The organism is Pseudomonas nabeulensis (genome assembly GCF_004682045.1).
GTDB classification, from domain to species: domain Bacteria; phylum Pseudomonadota; class Gammaproteobacteria; order Pseudomonadales; family Pseudomonadaceae; genus Aquipseudomonas; species Aquipseudomonas nabeulensis.
Window position 1 is genome coordinate 128,616 of record NZ_QUZT01000005.1, and the last position, 15,212, is coordinate 143,827.

The window sequence follows — 15,212 nt, forward strand, 5'->3', positions numbered from 1 at the left end:
TGTCGAAGAAACAGGCCGGTGTTATATCACAGGGCCCTATTTGCTTGCCGCAGCGGAACCGCCATGACCTTCGAATCTTCGCCCCTGCCTTGTTCAATTCTGCTGCTGGCCGGCGGGCGCGGCCAACGCATGGGCGGCCAGGATAAAGGCTTGCTTGACTGGCATGGCGCGCCGCTGATCGCCCATTTGCAACGCCTTGTCCGGCCAATGACGGACGACCTGATTATCTCGTGCAACCGCAATCATGAGCGCTACGCCCCCTATGCCGACCAACAGGTGAGCGATGACAGCCCGGACTTCCCCGGCCCCCTCGCCGGTATCCGTGCAGGACTGGCCGCCGCGCGCCATGGGCACTTGCTGATCCTGCCGTGCGATGTGCCGCAGATCGACGCCCGACTGCTGAGTGACCTGCGTGCGACGGCGCAGCGCAACCCATTGCTGCCGGTGATGGTGCGCCACGGTGAGTTCTGGGAGCCACTGGTTTGCATCATTCCCACCGCGCTGCGGGACGCAGTAAACACGGCGTGGGAGGCTGGCGAGCGCAGCCCGCGCAAGATCTTCCTGCAACTGGGCGGCGTGGGCCTTGAATGCCCGGCGGATGACCCGCGCCTGGCCAACCTGAATACACCCGAGCTGTTACTCCCGAGGCCGGGCATGTCAGAATGAACCTCGCACCCGGAACTTTGTCGGCGCCGTGCGCGTCACAAGGTCAGTATTTCAAAAGATTTCTTTCGGAGACAACACCATGACACAACGGACCATCGCCGCTCTCATGCTTGCACTGGGCCTCGCCACCCTCGCCGGTTGCGCCTCGCCAACAGTGATCACCCTGAATGACGGTCGCGAAATCCAGGCCGTCGACACCCCTAAATTCGACAAGGACTCGGGCTTCTACGAGTTCGAGCAACTGGATGGCAAGCAGACCCGTATCAACAAGGATCAGGTCCGCACCGTCAAAGACCTGTAAACCTTAGGGTTTGCACCCAAGGCCCGCCGCGTGCGGGCCTTGTTGTTTGCAGCGGTTACCAGTCGAGGGTGATTGCGCTGCGGAAATTGCGTTCCACGCCGCTGACCGGGTCGATAAAACGCACGCCTTGGGCCAGCAACTTGAGGGGGTTGGCGTAGTCGTCCACCGCATCCTTGATCACGTCCGGGTAAAACGGATCGTTGCAGATACTCGCCCCCAGCGCCGTCATGTGCACCCGCAGCTGGTGCTTCTTGCCGGTCACCGGGAACAGGCCATAACGCCACAGCTCGCCATTCTTCTCGCGCACCTCCACCGCCGTTTCGGTGTTGCTGACGCCCGCGCCTTCCTGCATGCGAAAGAACGGCTCGCCATCCACCAGGCGGCTTTTGTGCACCAGTGGGAACGTCAGGTTGGGTAAGGCGGGGGCAATGGCTTCGTAGAATTTGTCGATCTTGCGCGTGGGAAATAACTGCTGATACGCCGAACGGCTCGCCGGGTTGGCCGAGAACAACACCAGCCCCGCCGTGTGCCGGTCGATGCGGTGCAGCGGCACCAGCGCGGGGTTGTCCAGGCGGCGGATCAGCCGGCGCAGCAAGGTTTGCTCGACGTACTCACCGGCTGGGGTCACGGGCAGGAAGTGCGGTTTGTCGGCGACCACCAGATGCTCGTCGGCGTACAGGATGGTCTCCTGCACCGGGATCACTTTTTCGTTCGGCACTTCGCGAAAGTAGTAGATGCACAACCCTTCCCTGTAGGCCAGGTCCTGGCGGATGGGGCTGCCGTTGATGTCCAGCACTCGGCCACGGGCGATGCGGTCCAGCCAGTGTTCACGGCGGATCGCCGGAAAGTGCTCGCACAGACAGTCCAGCACCGTCGCCCAAGGGCCAGGCGGCAGGTACAAGGTGCTGGCTTGGTGCTCGGACGGGATGAAAATCGAAGAAGACATGCTCGCAGCCTGGAGAAAACCGGCGGGCATTATCCCGCATGGTTCAAGCCTTGGCCAATTGCGCCCGCAGTAACGGCGAGGCACTGGCGGCCTCGGTGAATTCCTTGAGCCAGCGCAGCACGTCCACCGCTTCCCAGCGGCCCGGATCGTACAACGCGTACAGCAACCCCTGGTAACCCACCACATCCAACTGCTTGTGATAACCGGCGCGCTGGAACAACGCTTCGATTTCAGCAAAGCAGGTATTGAAATGCACTTTGGTAAACGGCGTCTTGCCTTCCGTGACCAGGCCGTCGAGGCGCAGCTCGTTCACCGCGTCGCGCACGACGTCGGCGGACATGCGATTGACGCTGCTTTTCAGTTGTTCAACATTCACCACGGGCGTTCCCTCTATTCAATCGCTGTACAAACATACAGTAACGTAATATTTGGAAACCCGCCATGCCGTAAACGCTAGAGCAGGAAGGACACCGCTTGCTCGGTGTCGAAGGGCCAACCCAATTCCGCCCCGGTATCGACCCGGCGAAGCACCGGAATCCTTAGGCCATAGGCCTCGAACAGGGCTTCGGAATCGGCGATATCCACCAGCTCCACCAACAGCCCGTGTTCGACGAGCGGCATGATTTCTTCTTCGGCGAGTTCACACAGGTGACAGCCCAAGGTGGTGAACAACTGACACTCGGGAGGCATGGAAAAATGACCTTATCGACAGTAGGCCATGATTCTATGCCCGCCCGGTGCCGGTGGCGAGCCGATCAGTCCTGACTGACCGCCCCGATCTTGTGGATCGACAAGTCCGCGCCGTAATACTCCTCCTCCTGGCTCAGACGCAGCCCGTGCACGCGCTTGATCACGCCGTACACCAACAGGCCGCCGCCGAACGCTACCACCACACCAAGGGCGGTGCCGATCAACTGGCTGAACAGGCTGACGCCGCCCAAGCCGCCCAGCGCGGTCTGGCCGAAGATGCCGCAGGCGATACCGCCCCACACGCCGCACAAACCATGCAAAGGCCACACACCCAACACATCGTCGATCTTCCAACGATCCTGGGCCGCGATAAAGCACCACACAAACAGGCCACCCGCCACCACGCCCGTGACCAGCGCGCCCACCGGGTGCATCAGGTCGGACCCGGCGCAGATCGCCACCAGCCCGGCCAGTGGGCCGTTATGCAGAAAGCCAGGGTCATTGCGGCCGATGACCAAGGCCGCGACGGTGCCGCCGACCATCGCCATCAGCGAGTTGACGGCCACCAGGCCACTCACACCGTTGAGGGTCTGCGCACTCATCACGTTAAAACCGAACCACCCCACAATCAGAATCCACGAACCCAGCGCCAGGAATGGAATGCTCGACGGCGCAAACGCCACCAGGCGCCCTTCGCGGTAGCGCCCATTGCGCGGCCCCAGTAGCAACACCGCCGCCAACGCCAGCCAGCCGCCCATGGCGTGCACCACGACCGAACCGGCGAAGTCATGGAAGCTGGCGCCGAAGGTCGCGAGCAGCCAGGCTTGCAGGCCGAAATTGCCGTTCCACACCATGCCTTCGAAAAACGGGTAGATAAACGCTACGATCAATGCCGTCGCGCACAGCTGCGGAACGAAGCGCGCCCGCTCGGCAATGCCGCCGGAGATGATCGCCGGGATCGCTGCCGCGAAGGTCAGCAAGAAGAAGAACTTCACCAGGCCATAGCCGTGATCGGCGCTGATCACCGCCGCCGGTTGCATGAAGTTCACGCCGTAGGAGATCCAGTAGCCTATAAAGAAATAGGCCAGGGTGGAGATGGCGAAGTCGCTGAGGATCTTCGACAAGGCATTGACCTGGTTTTTCTGGCGCACGGTGCCGACTTCCAGGAACGCGAAGCCGGCGTGCATGGCCAGGACCATGACCGCACCAATCAGGATAAACAGGGTGTTGGAGCTATGGACAAGGGTGTCCACCGCACTTTGCAGATTTTCCATGGAGGTTGGCAGGCCTGCATTAAGGGAAAAAGCACCAAAGCGGTTCAAGCCAGGATTGCATGCACTAAATTGGCACCGCCGGCTCCACCACTCTTCCGGGGTGTGAACCGCTTTAGCGCAGCGATCAATACAACAGGCCGTTGCCGACAGGGTTTTTCCGCGAGTTTCAGTTATTTAGGGTAAGGTTTTTCAAGGCTTCCTGCCCCACCGCCCGGATTCAGCGCAGCCCCTGAGGCGTGCGCACCAAGGCAAAGCAAAAGCTGTACCAGACAATTGCACTGAACCTTCACCGATAGCGGTGACTCGAAACGACAAGTACCGACTCAGCCAATCACGGAGATAACCATGGCCAGAAAAACTGCAAAGACTGCTCAAGAAATACTGCTGGCGGATTTTCAAACCCTGGTCAGTGATACCGAAAAACTGCTGGACGACACCAAGGTGCTGGCCGGCGACCAGGCCGATGAGCTGCGCACCAAGATCCATGACAGCCTGCTTAAAGCCCGCGAAACCCTGCAACTGACCGAAGACTCCCTGCGCGAGCGCGGCCAGGCAGCGGTCACTGCCACCGAAGACTACGTGCAGGCCAACCCCTGGCAGTCGGTGGGCATTGCCGCCGGCGTGGGCTTTCTGATCGGCCTGCTGGCCACAAGGCGCTAACCCTATGTCTATCGGCGAAACCGGCTCGTCTACGGGCACAACCTCAAGGCGTCTGGGCGCGGCCGTACTGGGCTTGCTGCACAGCCACGTCGAACTGTTTGGCATCGAATTGCAGGAACAGAAGGCGCGCACCGTCAGCCTGCTGTTGTTTGCCGGCTTGGCACTGGTGTTTGCGCTGCTGTTGCTGGTGGGGCTGTCGACGCTGGTGATGATCCTGGTGTGGGACACCGGCTACCGCCTTACGGGAATTATCTGCCTGTGCGTGTTCTACACCCTGGCGGCGGCCTTCTGCGGAGTGCGCCTGAAAGCGGCGGTGTTCGATGAGTCCACGCCGTTCCACGCCACCCTCGAAGAGTTGGCCAACGACCGGGAGCGCCTGCTGCCATGAGCCTGACTGAAGTTCCAAAAACCACCTCTCGGCGAGAAATGCGCAAGGCGTTGATTCGCCTGCGCATGGAAATGCACCGCCAGGAGATCCGTCACGAATCCCAGCAACTGATGCTGCCTCTGGCCAAAGTGCGCAACCTTGGCCAGAGCTGGCAGGACGGACTGGGCATCAAGCACGCGCCGCTGTGGGGCGTGGCGGCCGTGACGCTGATGGGCTTTTTTACCGGCAAGGGCGCCAAGGGCGGCGGTATCAGCAGCCTTACGCGCCTGGTACGGCTCGGCGCCGGCCTGATCCCGCTGATCAAATTGGCCATGCAGGGCAGTTCGCGCAAAGGTTAAGCCCTGCTGGCTGCATTCTTGCTAACAGAACCGGCCCGGTCCTCGTTTTCGACGGCCGGGTCTTTTTTCGCCAGCTCTCTTAAGGAGGCCCCGTGATTGACGGGCAACCGCTCGCCTGCTTCCAGCCATTTATCGACACCGCCACTGGCCGCATCGCCGGCGTCGAGGCCTTGGGCCGTCTGCGCCAGGCTGACGGCCGCTTGCAGTCCGTGGGGCCGCTGTTCGCCGATCCACGCACGCCTGGCGTGACGTTGCGTCGCCTCGACCGGCAGATCCGCGACAACGCCTTGAGCCGCCTGCATGAAGCCCCCGAAGACTGGTTCCTGAGCCTGAACATCTCACCGAGCTGGATCAATCGCTTGCGGCCAGGGCAGGCGCTGCCGAGCCTCAGGCAGATACAGCATCATGGCGTTGACGCGCGGCGCATCGTGTTCGAGATCACTGAACTGGGCGGCAATATCCAGCGCCTGGCCGACGTCGTTGCGCGCTATCGCGAAGCGGGGGCGCGCATTGCTATCGATGACTTTGGCGCCGGTTACTCCCAACTCGACCGGGTGTTGGCGCTGCAACCGGACATTCTCAAGCTGGACATGCGCCTGTTTCAGGACGCCGCCCGCGGCGGGCCAAGCAGCGAGGTGGTGCGGGCACTGGCGCAAATGGCCGAGAAGACTGGCTGCTGGATCATTGCCGAAGGCGTGGAGACCGAGGCGCAATTGAGCTTCGCGCTGGAATGCGGCTCACGGTATGTGCAGGGCTATCTGTTTGCCCAGGCACAGTTGGACTGGTTCGCCACGGACGCCTTCGTGCCGCGCTTTGCCCAACTGCGCACGGCGTATGTGCAGCAGAAACTGGCGGAACGTGGCCGAGTCATGCAGCTGCGCCATCAGTTGGCCGAACTGATGAACATCCTGCAAACCTGGGCTCATACCCAGGCACCGCTGAGCCAGTTGCCGCAACTGCAAGCCTTTCCCTGGCTGCTGCGTTTTTACCAGTGCGACCGCCATGGCACCCAGCTGACACCCAACTTCGAATGGCGCCAGGATGCCTGGCAAGCCGACAGCCGCTATCTGGGACATAACTGGTCATGGCGCCCGTATTTCTATCACCTGCTGGCCGAGGGCTGGGAGGAGCGACGACTGACCCTGTCCTCCACCTACCGCGATGCCACCACCAACCACTACTGCCTCACCGCCGGACAATTCTTCGATAACGGTCAGCGCTTGCTGTTAATCGATATCGACGCAGCCGGACTGTAGTTTTTCCCTTGCTCACGCGGTGCTGAACCGGGAAGCTGGGCAGGTCATTCACCGCACGGAGAGTACCCGCCTTGGATTGGCCCACCCTGCTTACCCGCGAACGGCTTGGAAAGCCGCTGCACAGCCCGGAAGAACTCGGCCGCAGCCCCTTTCACAAGGACCATGACCGCATTATTTTCTCCGGTGCATTCCGCCGCCTGGGTCGCAAGACCCAAGTGCACCCAGTGTCCAGCAACGACCATATCCATACCCGCCTGACCCATTCCCTGGAAGTCAGTTGCGTGGGCCGCTCCCTCGGCATGCGCGTAGGCGAAACCCTGCGCAGCGCGTTGCCCGACTGGTGCGACCCGAGCGATCTGGGCATGGTGGTGCAATCGGCCTGCCTGGCCCATGACATCGGCAACCCACCGTTCGGGCACTCCGGCGAAGACGCCATTCGCCACTGGTTCCAGCAGGCAGCCGGACGCGGCTGGCTGGACGACATGAGCAGCGCCGAGCGCAATGACTTTCTCAATTTCGAAGGCAACGCCCAGGGCTTTCGAGTGTTGACCCAACTGGAATACCACCAGTTCGACGGCGGCACGCGGTTGACCTACGCCACTCTGGGTACTTACCTCAAGTATCCCTGGACTGCCCGCCACGCCGACTCTCTGGGCTACAAGAAACACAAATTCGGTTGTTACCAGAGCGAACTGCCGATCCTCGAACAGATCGCCCACAAGCTTGGCCTGCCGCAACTTGAAGAACAACGCTGGGCCCGGCATCCGCTGGTCTATCTGATGGAGGCGGCAGACGACATCTGCTACGCCTTGATCGACCTGGAAGACGGCCTGGAAATGGAGCTGCTGGAGTACGCCGAAGTCGAGTCGCTACTGCTCGATCTGGTGGGCGATGACTTGCCACAGACCTATCGGCAACTGGGCGCCCAGGACTCGCGCCGACGCAAGCTGGCGATCCTGCGCGGCAAGGCCATTGAGCATCTGACCAACGCCGCGGCCAGGGCCTTCGTCGAACAACAGGATGCGCTGCTGGCCGGCACCCTGCCCGGTGACTTGGTGGAGCACATGCATGGCCCGGCCAAGCGCTGCGTGCTGGATGCCAAGGACATGGCCCGTAAGAAGATCTTCCAGGACAAGCGCAAGACGCTGCATGAAATCGGCGCCTACACCACCCTGGAAATCCTCTTGAATGCGTTCTGCGGTGCGGCCCTGGAGCAGCATGGCGGACGTACGCCGTCGTTCAAGAACCGGCGCATTCTCGACTTGCTGGGCAATAGCGCGCCAAACCCGGCCTGGCCGCTGCACGCATCATTCCTGCGCATGATCGACTTCATCGCCGGCATGACCGACAGCTATGCCACCGAGATGGCGCGGGAAATGACCGGGCGCTCCAGTCCTCAATAATCCATTCGTTCAAGTTGCCTGTTCCCCGAACAGAATCCCCCTACGACGGGAACAGAGCGGCCTGATCGAATTCGCACAAATACCCGAGGAATAATCACGCACGCTCTGGGCGAACAGTTCCTACACGCCCCTTATCGACACTGACTCAATATGTGCCCTCTATGCTCAGATACTCCCTTCGCATCCTGTTGGTGGAGGATCATCCCTTTCAACTGCTGGCCACCCAATGCCTGCTCAAAAGCTTCGGCTTCGACGAACTGACTCCAGTAGAAAACGCCGAACAGGCGATCCGCGTGATGACACAAAGCAAAGCGCCTTTCGACATTATCCTGTGCGACCAATGCCTGCCTGACCTGCCGGGCCTCGAACTGATCGACATCGCCAATCGTCGACGCTTTATCATGGCTGCCATCCTCCTGAGCGGGCTGCCCGCCGAAGAACTGTCAGCCCTGAAAACCCAAGCGGTGAAGCGCGACCTGCCATTACTCGGCTGCCTTGCAAAGCCCTTGAACAAAGGAGCGTTTGTGCAGTTGATCCACTCGCTGATAAAACTGTAAATGTAGGATTTTAAACATCTCTAGCCGAGAAAAATAACTTAACAACGACGGTAAAATCCTTAGCATCAGTTCCATCCCTCTGCACCTTTGAATTGCTTATATCCCACTTCACAAATCCTTAGGGGCTAGTAGTCCCATACCTTTTTTCATGTAGGAATTTTCCTGTTTTATACCAACTCCCCCCTGCCTTCATGCTACCCACTCCGCTTCTGAGCTAATGTGCCCGCTTTATTTGCACTTGCACGGAAATTGTAAACATGAACTCAGTTTTTATTATTGATGACCACCCGGTTATACGGCTTGCCATCCGAATGTTGTTGGAGCATGAAGGCTACAAAGTCGTCGGCGAGACGGATAACGGATGTGATGCCATCCAAATGGTCCGCGAATGCCTCCCGGACCTGATCATTCTGGATATCAGCATCCCCAAACTTGATGGCCTGGAGGTGCTTTGTCGGTTCAACGCCATGAACACACCGATGAAGACCCTCATCCTGACAGCCCAATCTCCTGTCCTGTTCGCCACTCGCTGCATGCGCTCAGGGGCCGACGGCTATGTCTGCAAGGAAGGTGACCTGAGCGAATTGCTGAGCGCCATCCGCGCAGTATTGTCAGGTTACAACTACTTCCCTAGCCAGGCCTTGAATGGCAATGGCGTTGATGGTGCTGATCCACACGAACTTGAACTGTTCAAAACCGTCAACGACCGGGAGCTAATGGTATTGCAACTTTTTGCGCAAGGCCGTACCAACAAAGAAATTGCAAAAGGCATGTTCTTGAGTAACAAAACAGTAAGCACCTATAAAAAGCGGCTAATGCAAAAACTTCAAGCCAAGTCCTTGGTAGAACTTATCGAGATGGCAAAACGAAACGCGCTAGTGTGAGAAAGCGGATGCCCAGGCGTATAAAGGACTATCTGATTATATTGAGTGCAGGCTTGTGCTTCAGTGCCACCGTGCTCGCCAACCACGAAACAGGCCCGGAGCATTTCACTCTACTGAGCCGCGCAAGTTCGGTTCAACTGGAAACTCACCTGAATAAGGCTCAGCGCCAGTGGCTGCAAAACAAACGCGAATTGGTACTGGGCACTTCGTCTCCCGACTACCCTCCCTTCGACCTCACCTCCAGTGGCCGTGACTACGAAGGGCTAACTGCCGACTATGCGGGCCTGTTGGCCAAGGCGTTGGCTGTGCCAGTGAAGGTGTTGCGCTACGCCTCTCGGGAAGCCGCGATCACTGCGCTTGAAGCGGGAGAAATTGATCTGCTGGGTTCATCCAATGGCTTCGAGGCTGCCAACCCCAATCTCACACTGTCAAAGCCCTACGCTGTTGATCAACCCGTGTTGGTCACCCGCGAAGGGGAAACCCGCAGTTTGGGTGACGGTCTGGTCGGAATGCGCTTGGCGCTGGTCTACCACTACTTACCCTTGAGCGAGGTGGAAAAACTCTATCCGGAGGCGATCATCCGTGCCTACCCCTCCTATCAAAATGCCTTGAATGCAGTGGCATTCGAGCAGGCCGACGTATTTCTCGGCGATACCATTTCCACCCATTACATGATCAATCGGGGCTACCTGAAAAACATTCGCATGGCCAACTTCGGCAAACATGAGGCCTACGGATTCAGTTTCGCCCTGTCTAACCACCAGCACATGCTCTTGAGTATTGTTGACACGGTGCTGGCGGCTGTCCCCACCACCGAACGGGAAAACATTGCCAAGCGCTGGAGCGCCGGCAGCGACATCTTGCTAACGGACCAAAAGTTGCAACTCACTCAACGCGAAGAACGCTGGTTGAAAGACCACCCCGTAGTCAACGTGGTAGTGAATGAAACCTTTGCGCCCCTCACGTTCTTCGATGCAAACGGTAACTTCCGGGGGATAACCGCCGACCTGCTGGAACTGATTCGCCTGCGAACCGGGTTGCGTTTTGAAGTACAGCGTGAGCGCGATGTCAACGCGATGATCAACCAGGTTGAAACAGGCAAGGCCGACATGATTGGTGCCATCGTACCCAGCATGGAACGGGAGTCGCGGTTGAATTTCAGCCGCCCCTACCTAGAAAACTCCTACGTAATGTTGACCCGCAAGGAAAATCAGGCCCCCGCGAGCCTGGAGGAAATGACCGGAAAACGCCTGGCTGTCACTCAGGGCAGCCCACTGGTGCAATTCCTGCGCGATAGCTTTCCGAAGATTCAGTTGGTCGAAACCGGTGACAATTTCAAATCCGCCGAACTGCTCGTGCAGGGGCACGTAGAGGGTGCGGTGAGTACCTTGGTCATCGCCAACTATTACCTCTCTTCACTCATGTTTCAGGATAGGATTCAGATCAGTTTCAGCGTCGGCACAATGCCTGCAACCCTTTCACTCGCCACATCACGCAAAGCCACCGAGCTCAGTTCGATCCTGGACAAGGCGATTCTCAGCATCGCCCCTGATGAACTGGGCGTGATCAACAGCCGCTGGCGTGGCTATACCGCCGCCTCCGATAGCTACTGGCGCAACTACCACGAACTGATCGCACGAATTGTCACTGGCGCCGGGTTGCTGCTGTTGATTTCCCTGACCTGGAACGCCTACATGCGCCGCCAGATCAAACACCGGAAAATGGCCGAGCGTGCCCTTAACGACCAGTTCGAGTTCATGCGTGCGCTGGTCAATGAAACGCCGCACCCCATCTACGTCCGTGATCGCAAAGGCTTGCTGCAAACCTGCAACGACAGCTACCTGCAAGTGTTCGACGTCAAGCGTGAAGACGTGATCGGCAAAAGTGCGATCCAGATGAGCGAAGCCCTGGAGACGGATGCCGCGCAATACCACGCCGACTATCAACGGGTAATGGCCGAGGGCAACCCGTTGATCCTCGACCGCACCCTGAATATCCGCGGAAAAAAGCTCACGATCTACCACTGGATCCTGCCTTACCGCGATTCTGTCGGCGAAGTGCAAGGCATCATCGGCGGCTGGATCGACATCAGTGAGCGACGCCAGTTGTTCGACGAAATCCGTGCGGCCAAAGAACGCGCCGACGATGCCAATCGGGCCAAGAGCACCTTTCTGGCGACCATGAGCCATGAGATCCGCACACCGATGAACGCAATCATAAGCGCAGATTGTAGAAACGTGAAAAATATAACTTGACTTGTAAAAAAAAGCAATGCGTGGTATGCTCTTCCCTGCCATCGGCAGGGATAGCGAAATTGCTTTTAACTACCCCCCTCCGGGGTCGGGGGGAAATTAAACATCTAATGTAACTACTTATAGAGAGCAACGCAGAAACTCGCTGTGCGAGCTTCACGAAACCTTTTTCGCTCATTAATCTATGAGTTTTTTGTTAGAGATTTTTAAACCCCTTCTTAGGGGTCTTATTAAATCTTATTAAAACCTTACTCTCTTACATATCTTACAGACTCTACAACCCACGTATTTAAAGGCTCGTAGAGCATCTATATTGACTAAAAAGGCAATGACCATTGATTTTTTAATCAATACTCGTTGATTTTTTAATCAATTTTGTATTGATGAAATAATCAATGCTTATGACTTTTTTATCAATACGATTATACTTTTTAATCAATTGCATTGACTTTTTTATCAATGGCTTTTTAGCATTTTAAACGTCATTTCAGTTAGCCCTGCAAAATACTATATTGCGCTTCAAGCAAAGAAAATCCCACCCCTGACAAAATAATTTCAAAAAAGTCAATTATTTTATCATTTTGCTCTTTATTTTCATTTTTTAAATGCTACGATGTAGTTATAACAACTAAATGAGGAAGTAAATGAGCGATTACGAAAGTTATGACAAATCAAGTTCAGAGCAAAATGATAATTTTAAGCCGTTAGATTTTCAACAGTCAGAGCATTTATCTCGACTTGTAGCAGATCAAGTTGCTGCTGCAATTTCAGAAGTGCATAGCAGATTTGCTAATGATGCAAAAAACGACGCTTCAAATTTCAAGCCAAAAATTACTACAAAAATAGATTTAGAAAGAGAAAATTCGTTGAAGAAAGACGTAAAATATTTTTACGGCTTTTCTGAGAATTTGCTTAATCTCGATTTGACACCCACCGAATTCAAAATAATTATACATATTTTAGATACATTAAAATGGGGTAATGTTGTAGCAATGACACAAGCGTCAATCGCAGCAAAAACAAAGATTAGCGCTTCTGTCGTTAACAGAAACTGGAAAACTCTTATTGCTAAAAATGTTCTAATCGTCGATGAAAATAACAGCGTGTTACTAAACACTAACTATTTTTTTGTCGGTCTTTATCAGCGAATGGACAAAGAACGTCGCGACGTTTTCGAAAAAGCGTCTGTCTTTGACGATGTGAAAATAAAGCATATGCATAATTCAAAAGGCGTAAAAATTTGAGGAAATAAATATGAATGGAAGAGGATTTGACGTTTTAATATTGCCTTTTCTTGTCGTTTTTATGTTTCTTTTAAACGTTAAATATCCTTTTTTGCCACCGTTTACAAACGGAATGGCAAAAGACGGATCGGGAAAAGTGGTTGTAGTTACACACGAAGAAGCAATAATAAACAAAGAAAAAGAAAAGCAACGAGTTGAGCAACTCGAAAAAGAAGCAGAAGAAATTAAAGCAGAATATGCACAAGCATATAAAGATTGTAATTCAAAATCATATGAAAAATATGGATCAACAAGTGCAATATCTGTTGAGTATCTATTCAACTCATATACAAAAACGTGTAGTAAAACGACAAAAACAGGCGATTTAGTAAAAGGGACGGAAGGTAACTATACTGAAAATTTTAAAATCACATATGAGACAGAATTTGTACGTAGTGATTTACGTGATTATATGCTTGTTTATCGTCAGTAAGTCAAAAGCAAAAGCGGTTAAAAGCGTCTGTGTTATCTCTGCACATAGTGCAGAGCAAAGCTTTTGGTACAATAGATAATAAATATATCAACTATGAACGAAATACAATTAAGAACAAAAGCATCTGCTTTGATTAGCACGTTAAAAGATAGAAAAGTAATTAGTGCATTTCAAACAATGCTTGATAATACAACTGACGTTGAGCAAATTTTAATGCTCATTGATTTTGTCGAGTTATATCAAACGAGCGAAATAGAGCCAGAAATATTTTTTAGGAGAGTCGTTTTTTTGGGTCAGACTAACGTAAGTTTGTCTGACACATTGCTTTTTACAGTCATAGTTAATGACGTTGCTCGTTTGTTCTTCAAATCTAAAAAATCTCGAAAAGTGGTTTTAAAAACTGATGATGATAATCAGCAGATTTTAAAAGCACATCGAGAAAATTCGTTGCGAAACTTTTGATTTTGGCTTTTGATTTGCCGTTGATTTTCGCCGTTGATTTTTGTTTTTTGGGTCCAGGGGTTTCACCCTTGGCGAGAGAGGAAGGGCGCCAGCCCGGTCAACCCTTTAGGGTTGTCCTATCTTGAACACATACTAATCGGCTGAACAACTATGAAATTGGGTTGTTACGAAATGTTATAATAAGAGCATAAACCAACAAAAACAAAATATGGAAAACTCATTTTTATACTGCACTACGTGCAAAAAAAGAACAAGGCACGGGCTGTTATACAAGCCAAAATCCTCTTATGAAAATACTCAATTTTCAATTGCTTGTATGATTTGCAGAACGATTTTTAGCAATAGCGAGTCATCGCTATGAGTATAAAAAATTGGACTGTAACAACTGAAAGAGTAAAAAATAAAGATACAGGGTTGGCTGAATATGTCAGTTATTTAACAAGTGCAACACACAAAAATCACAAAAATACAAAGATTTACGCACTGTTTAATTCTGATGCTCATAAGTTTCTTAACAAAACTATTCAAGAAACATTAGCATTTGATAGAGAAAATAAAAAAGGTGGTAGAAAGGTCGAGTCGTTCGGTCAATCTTTCAACTTTATTTTACCACCTCCGCACCAACCTAGTGCAGATCAATGGGCGGAAATTTCATATGATTTGCTTCGTGTTGCTCATTCAGAATTGAATATAAAATCAGATTTAAGCAAATTTGTTCGTGCGTGTTTTGTGAATGTGCATGAGCAATCAAACCCTCACGTCAATATCGTAATTCCAAGAATTTTTGAAAAAGAGCGATTAGCAGATTTAGACAGAAAAAATATTTTGGCAAAACTGAAACAAGAATTTAACTTATCAGTTTTGAAAAATTGCAACATTGACCACACCCATCATAATCCGAAAAGAACAAATGTTGGTGCACGCAAACGTGCTCATAAACATTTTTCGGATAAAATTATTGAAGATGTTGATAATGCTTCTAAAATTATTGTCGAAGCTTATGAAGTTTCAAAAGCAGGAATTTTAGCAGAGCAAGAACGAAAAATTAGAGAGACTGAATTGGCTCAACGTGAATTAGAATTAGCAAATCGAGAGTATGAAATTAAGCAAGAAAAAGCGGATTTGACTTTAAAAAAAGCTAAGTTTGGTTTTTTGCTCAAAGCCTTTATTGATCTGAAAAGCAGTTTGAAAAAATGGGTTGAGAGTGTAAAAACTGACTCTTATCTTGATAAACTTGCTTCAAGAAAAGACGTTGAAGAAAAAGCAAATCGAATTATTGATAGTGATAAATCAGACAATGATGATGTAAGATTAGTTAATGATATGATTAGTAGCGAAGTTGAAAATCTACAAAAAAACGGCTTTGATGTGAACAAGAATGAATTCTCAACAAGCACTAAAATAAAGATTTAGCAGAAG

General features: G+C 53.0%; 17 protein-coding genes and 1 pseudogene. 14 read left to right on the forward strand and 4 right to left on the reverse strand.

The features are described 5' to 3' along the window. Positions 1-63: 63 nt before the first annotated feature. A complete protein-coding gene (mobA, locus tag DYL61_RS04825) occupies positions 64-666 on the forward strand; it encodes a molybdenum cofactor guanylyltransferase MobA (RefSeq protein ID WP_135307418.1) in 603 nt (200 codons plus the stop codon). A gap of 79 nt (positions 667-745) precedes the next feature. Then, positions 746-967, forward strand: coding sequence for a YgdI/YgdR family lipoprotein (locus DYL61_RS04830; RefSeq protein ID WP_016978480.1), 222 nt, complete (start codon positions 746-748; stop codon positions 965-967). A 55-nt stretch (positions 968-1,022) separates the two neighbouring features. Here the strand turns inward: DYL61_RS04830 and DYL61_RS04835 are convergent, their stop codons facing one another. From DYL61_RS04835 to DYL61_RS04850, 4 genes are all read right to left on the reverse strand, one after another. Then, the gene (locus DYL61_RS04835) at positions 1,023-1,913 is read right to left on the reverse strand and encodes a pseudouridine synthase (protein ID WP_135307419.1); all 891 of its coding nucleotides are present in this window, start codon (positions 1,911-1,913) and stop codon (positions 1,023-1,025) included. A 43-nt stretch (positions 1,914-1,956) separates the two neighbouring features. Then, positions 1,957-2,292 carry a transcriptional regulator gene (locus DYL61_RS04840; protein WP_105698522.1) on the reverse strand — a complete coding sequence of 112 codons (336 nt, stop codon included), beginning with the start codon at positions 2,290-2,292 and terminating at the stop codon, positions 1,957-1,959. A 74-nt stretch (positions 2,293-2,366) separates the two neighbouring features. Then, positions 2,367-2,603, reverse strand: a complete 237-nt coding sequence (locus DYL61_RS04845) for a glutaredoxin family protein (protein WP_135307420.1) — start codon at positions 2,601-2,603, stop codon at positions 2,367-2,369. Between the two features lie 65 nt (positions 2,604-2,668). Then, positions 2,669-3,877, reverse strand: coding sequence for an ammonium transporter (locus DYL61_RS04850; protein ID WP_135307421.1), 1,209 nt, complete (start codon positions 3,875-3,877; stop codon positions 2,669-2,671). A 345-nt stretch (positions 3,878-4,222) separates the two neighbouring features. Here DYL61_RS04850 and DYL61_RS04860 point away from each other — a divergent pair, with 345 nt between their 5' ends. From DYL61_RS04860 to DYL61_RS04915, 12 genes and pseudogenes are all read left to right on the forward strand, one after another. Continuing rightward, complete coding sequence (locus DYL61_RS04860) at positions 4,223-4,537, forward strand: ElaB/YgaM/YqjD family protein (RefSeq protein ID WP_105698519.1); 315 nt, start codon at positions 4,223-4,225, stop codon at positions 4,535-4,537. A gap of 4 nt (positions 4,538-4,541) precedes the next feature. Next, complete coding sequence (locus tag DYL61_RS04865; protein WP_033901397.1) at positions 4,542-4,925, forward strand: phage holin family protein; 384 nt, start codon at positions 4,542-4,544, stop codon at positions 4,923-4,925. Beyond that, a complete protein-coding gene (locus DYL61_RS04870; RefSeq protein ID WP_105698518.1) occupies positions 4,922-5,263 on the forward strand; it encodes a hypothetical protein in 342 nt (113 codons plus the stop codon). The genes DYL61_RS04865 and DYL61_RS04870 overlap by 4 nt, the downstream gene beginning before the upstream one ends. Before the next feature lie 92 nt (positions 5,264-5,355). Next, entirely contained in the window at positions 5,356-6,519 is a 1,164-nt protein-coding gene (locus DYL61_RS04875; RefSeq protein WP_135307423.1) for an EAL domain-containing protein, read from the forward strand. A gap of 71 nt (positions 6,520-6,590) precedes the next feature. After that, on the forward strand, positions 6,591-7,922 hold the full coding sequence (locus DYL61_RS04880; RefSeq protein ID WP_135307424.1) for a deoxyguanosinetriphosphate triphosphohydrolase: 1,332 nt from the start codon (positions 6,591-6,593) through the stop codon (positions 7,920-7,922). A gap of 161 nt (positions 7,923-8,083) precedes the next feature. After that, the gene (locus DYL61_RS04885; RefSeq protein WP_135307425.1) at positions 8,084-8,479 is read left to right on the forward strand and encodes a response regulator; all 396 of its coding nucleotides are present in this window, start codon (positions 8,084-8,086) and stop codon (positions 8,477-8,479) included. Between the two features lie 257 nt (positions 8,480-8,736). Continuing rightward, the gene (locus tag DYL61_RS04890; RefSeq protein WP_135307426.1) at positions 8,737-9,363 is read left to right on the forward strand and encodes a response regulator transcription factor; all 627 of its coding nucleotides are present in this window, start codon (positions 8,737-8,739) and stop codon (positions 9,361-9,363) included. Positions 9,364-9,371: 8 nt separating this feature from the next. Beyond that, a pseudogene (locus tag DYL61_RS04895) lies at positions 9,372-11,582 on the forward strand (transporter substrate-binding domain-containing protein); the annotation flags it as partial. 677 nt (positions 11,583-12,259) lie between these two features. After that, positions 12,260-12,859 (forward strand): replication/maintenance protein RepL, encoded by a 600-nt coding sequence (locus DYL61_RS04900; RefSeq protein WP_135307427.1) that lies wholly within the window; start codon positions 12,260-12,262, stop codon positions 12,857-12,859. A gap of 10 nt (positions 12,860-12,869) precedes the next feature. Next, positions 12,870-13,331 (forward strand): hypothetical protein, encoded by a 462-nt coding sequence (locus DYL61_RS04905; protein ID WP_135307428.1) that lies wholly within the window; start codon positions 12,870-12,872, stop codon positions 13,329-13,331. 93 nt (positions 13,332-13,424) lie between these two features. After that, positions 13,425-13,793, forward strand: a complete 369-nt coding sequence (locus DYL61_RS04910) for a hypothetical protein (RefSeq protein WP_135307429.1) — start codon at positions 13,425-13,427, stop codon at positions 13,791-13,793. A gap of 357 nt (positions 13,794-14,150) precedes the next feature. Then, positions 14,151-15,206, forward strand: coding sequence for a hypothetical protein (locus DYL61_RS04915; protein ID WP_135307430.1), 1,056 nt, complete (start codon positions 14,151-14,153; stop codon positions 15,204-15,206). The last annotated feature ends 6 nt before the right edge of the window (positions 15,207-15,212 follow it).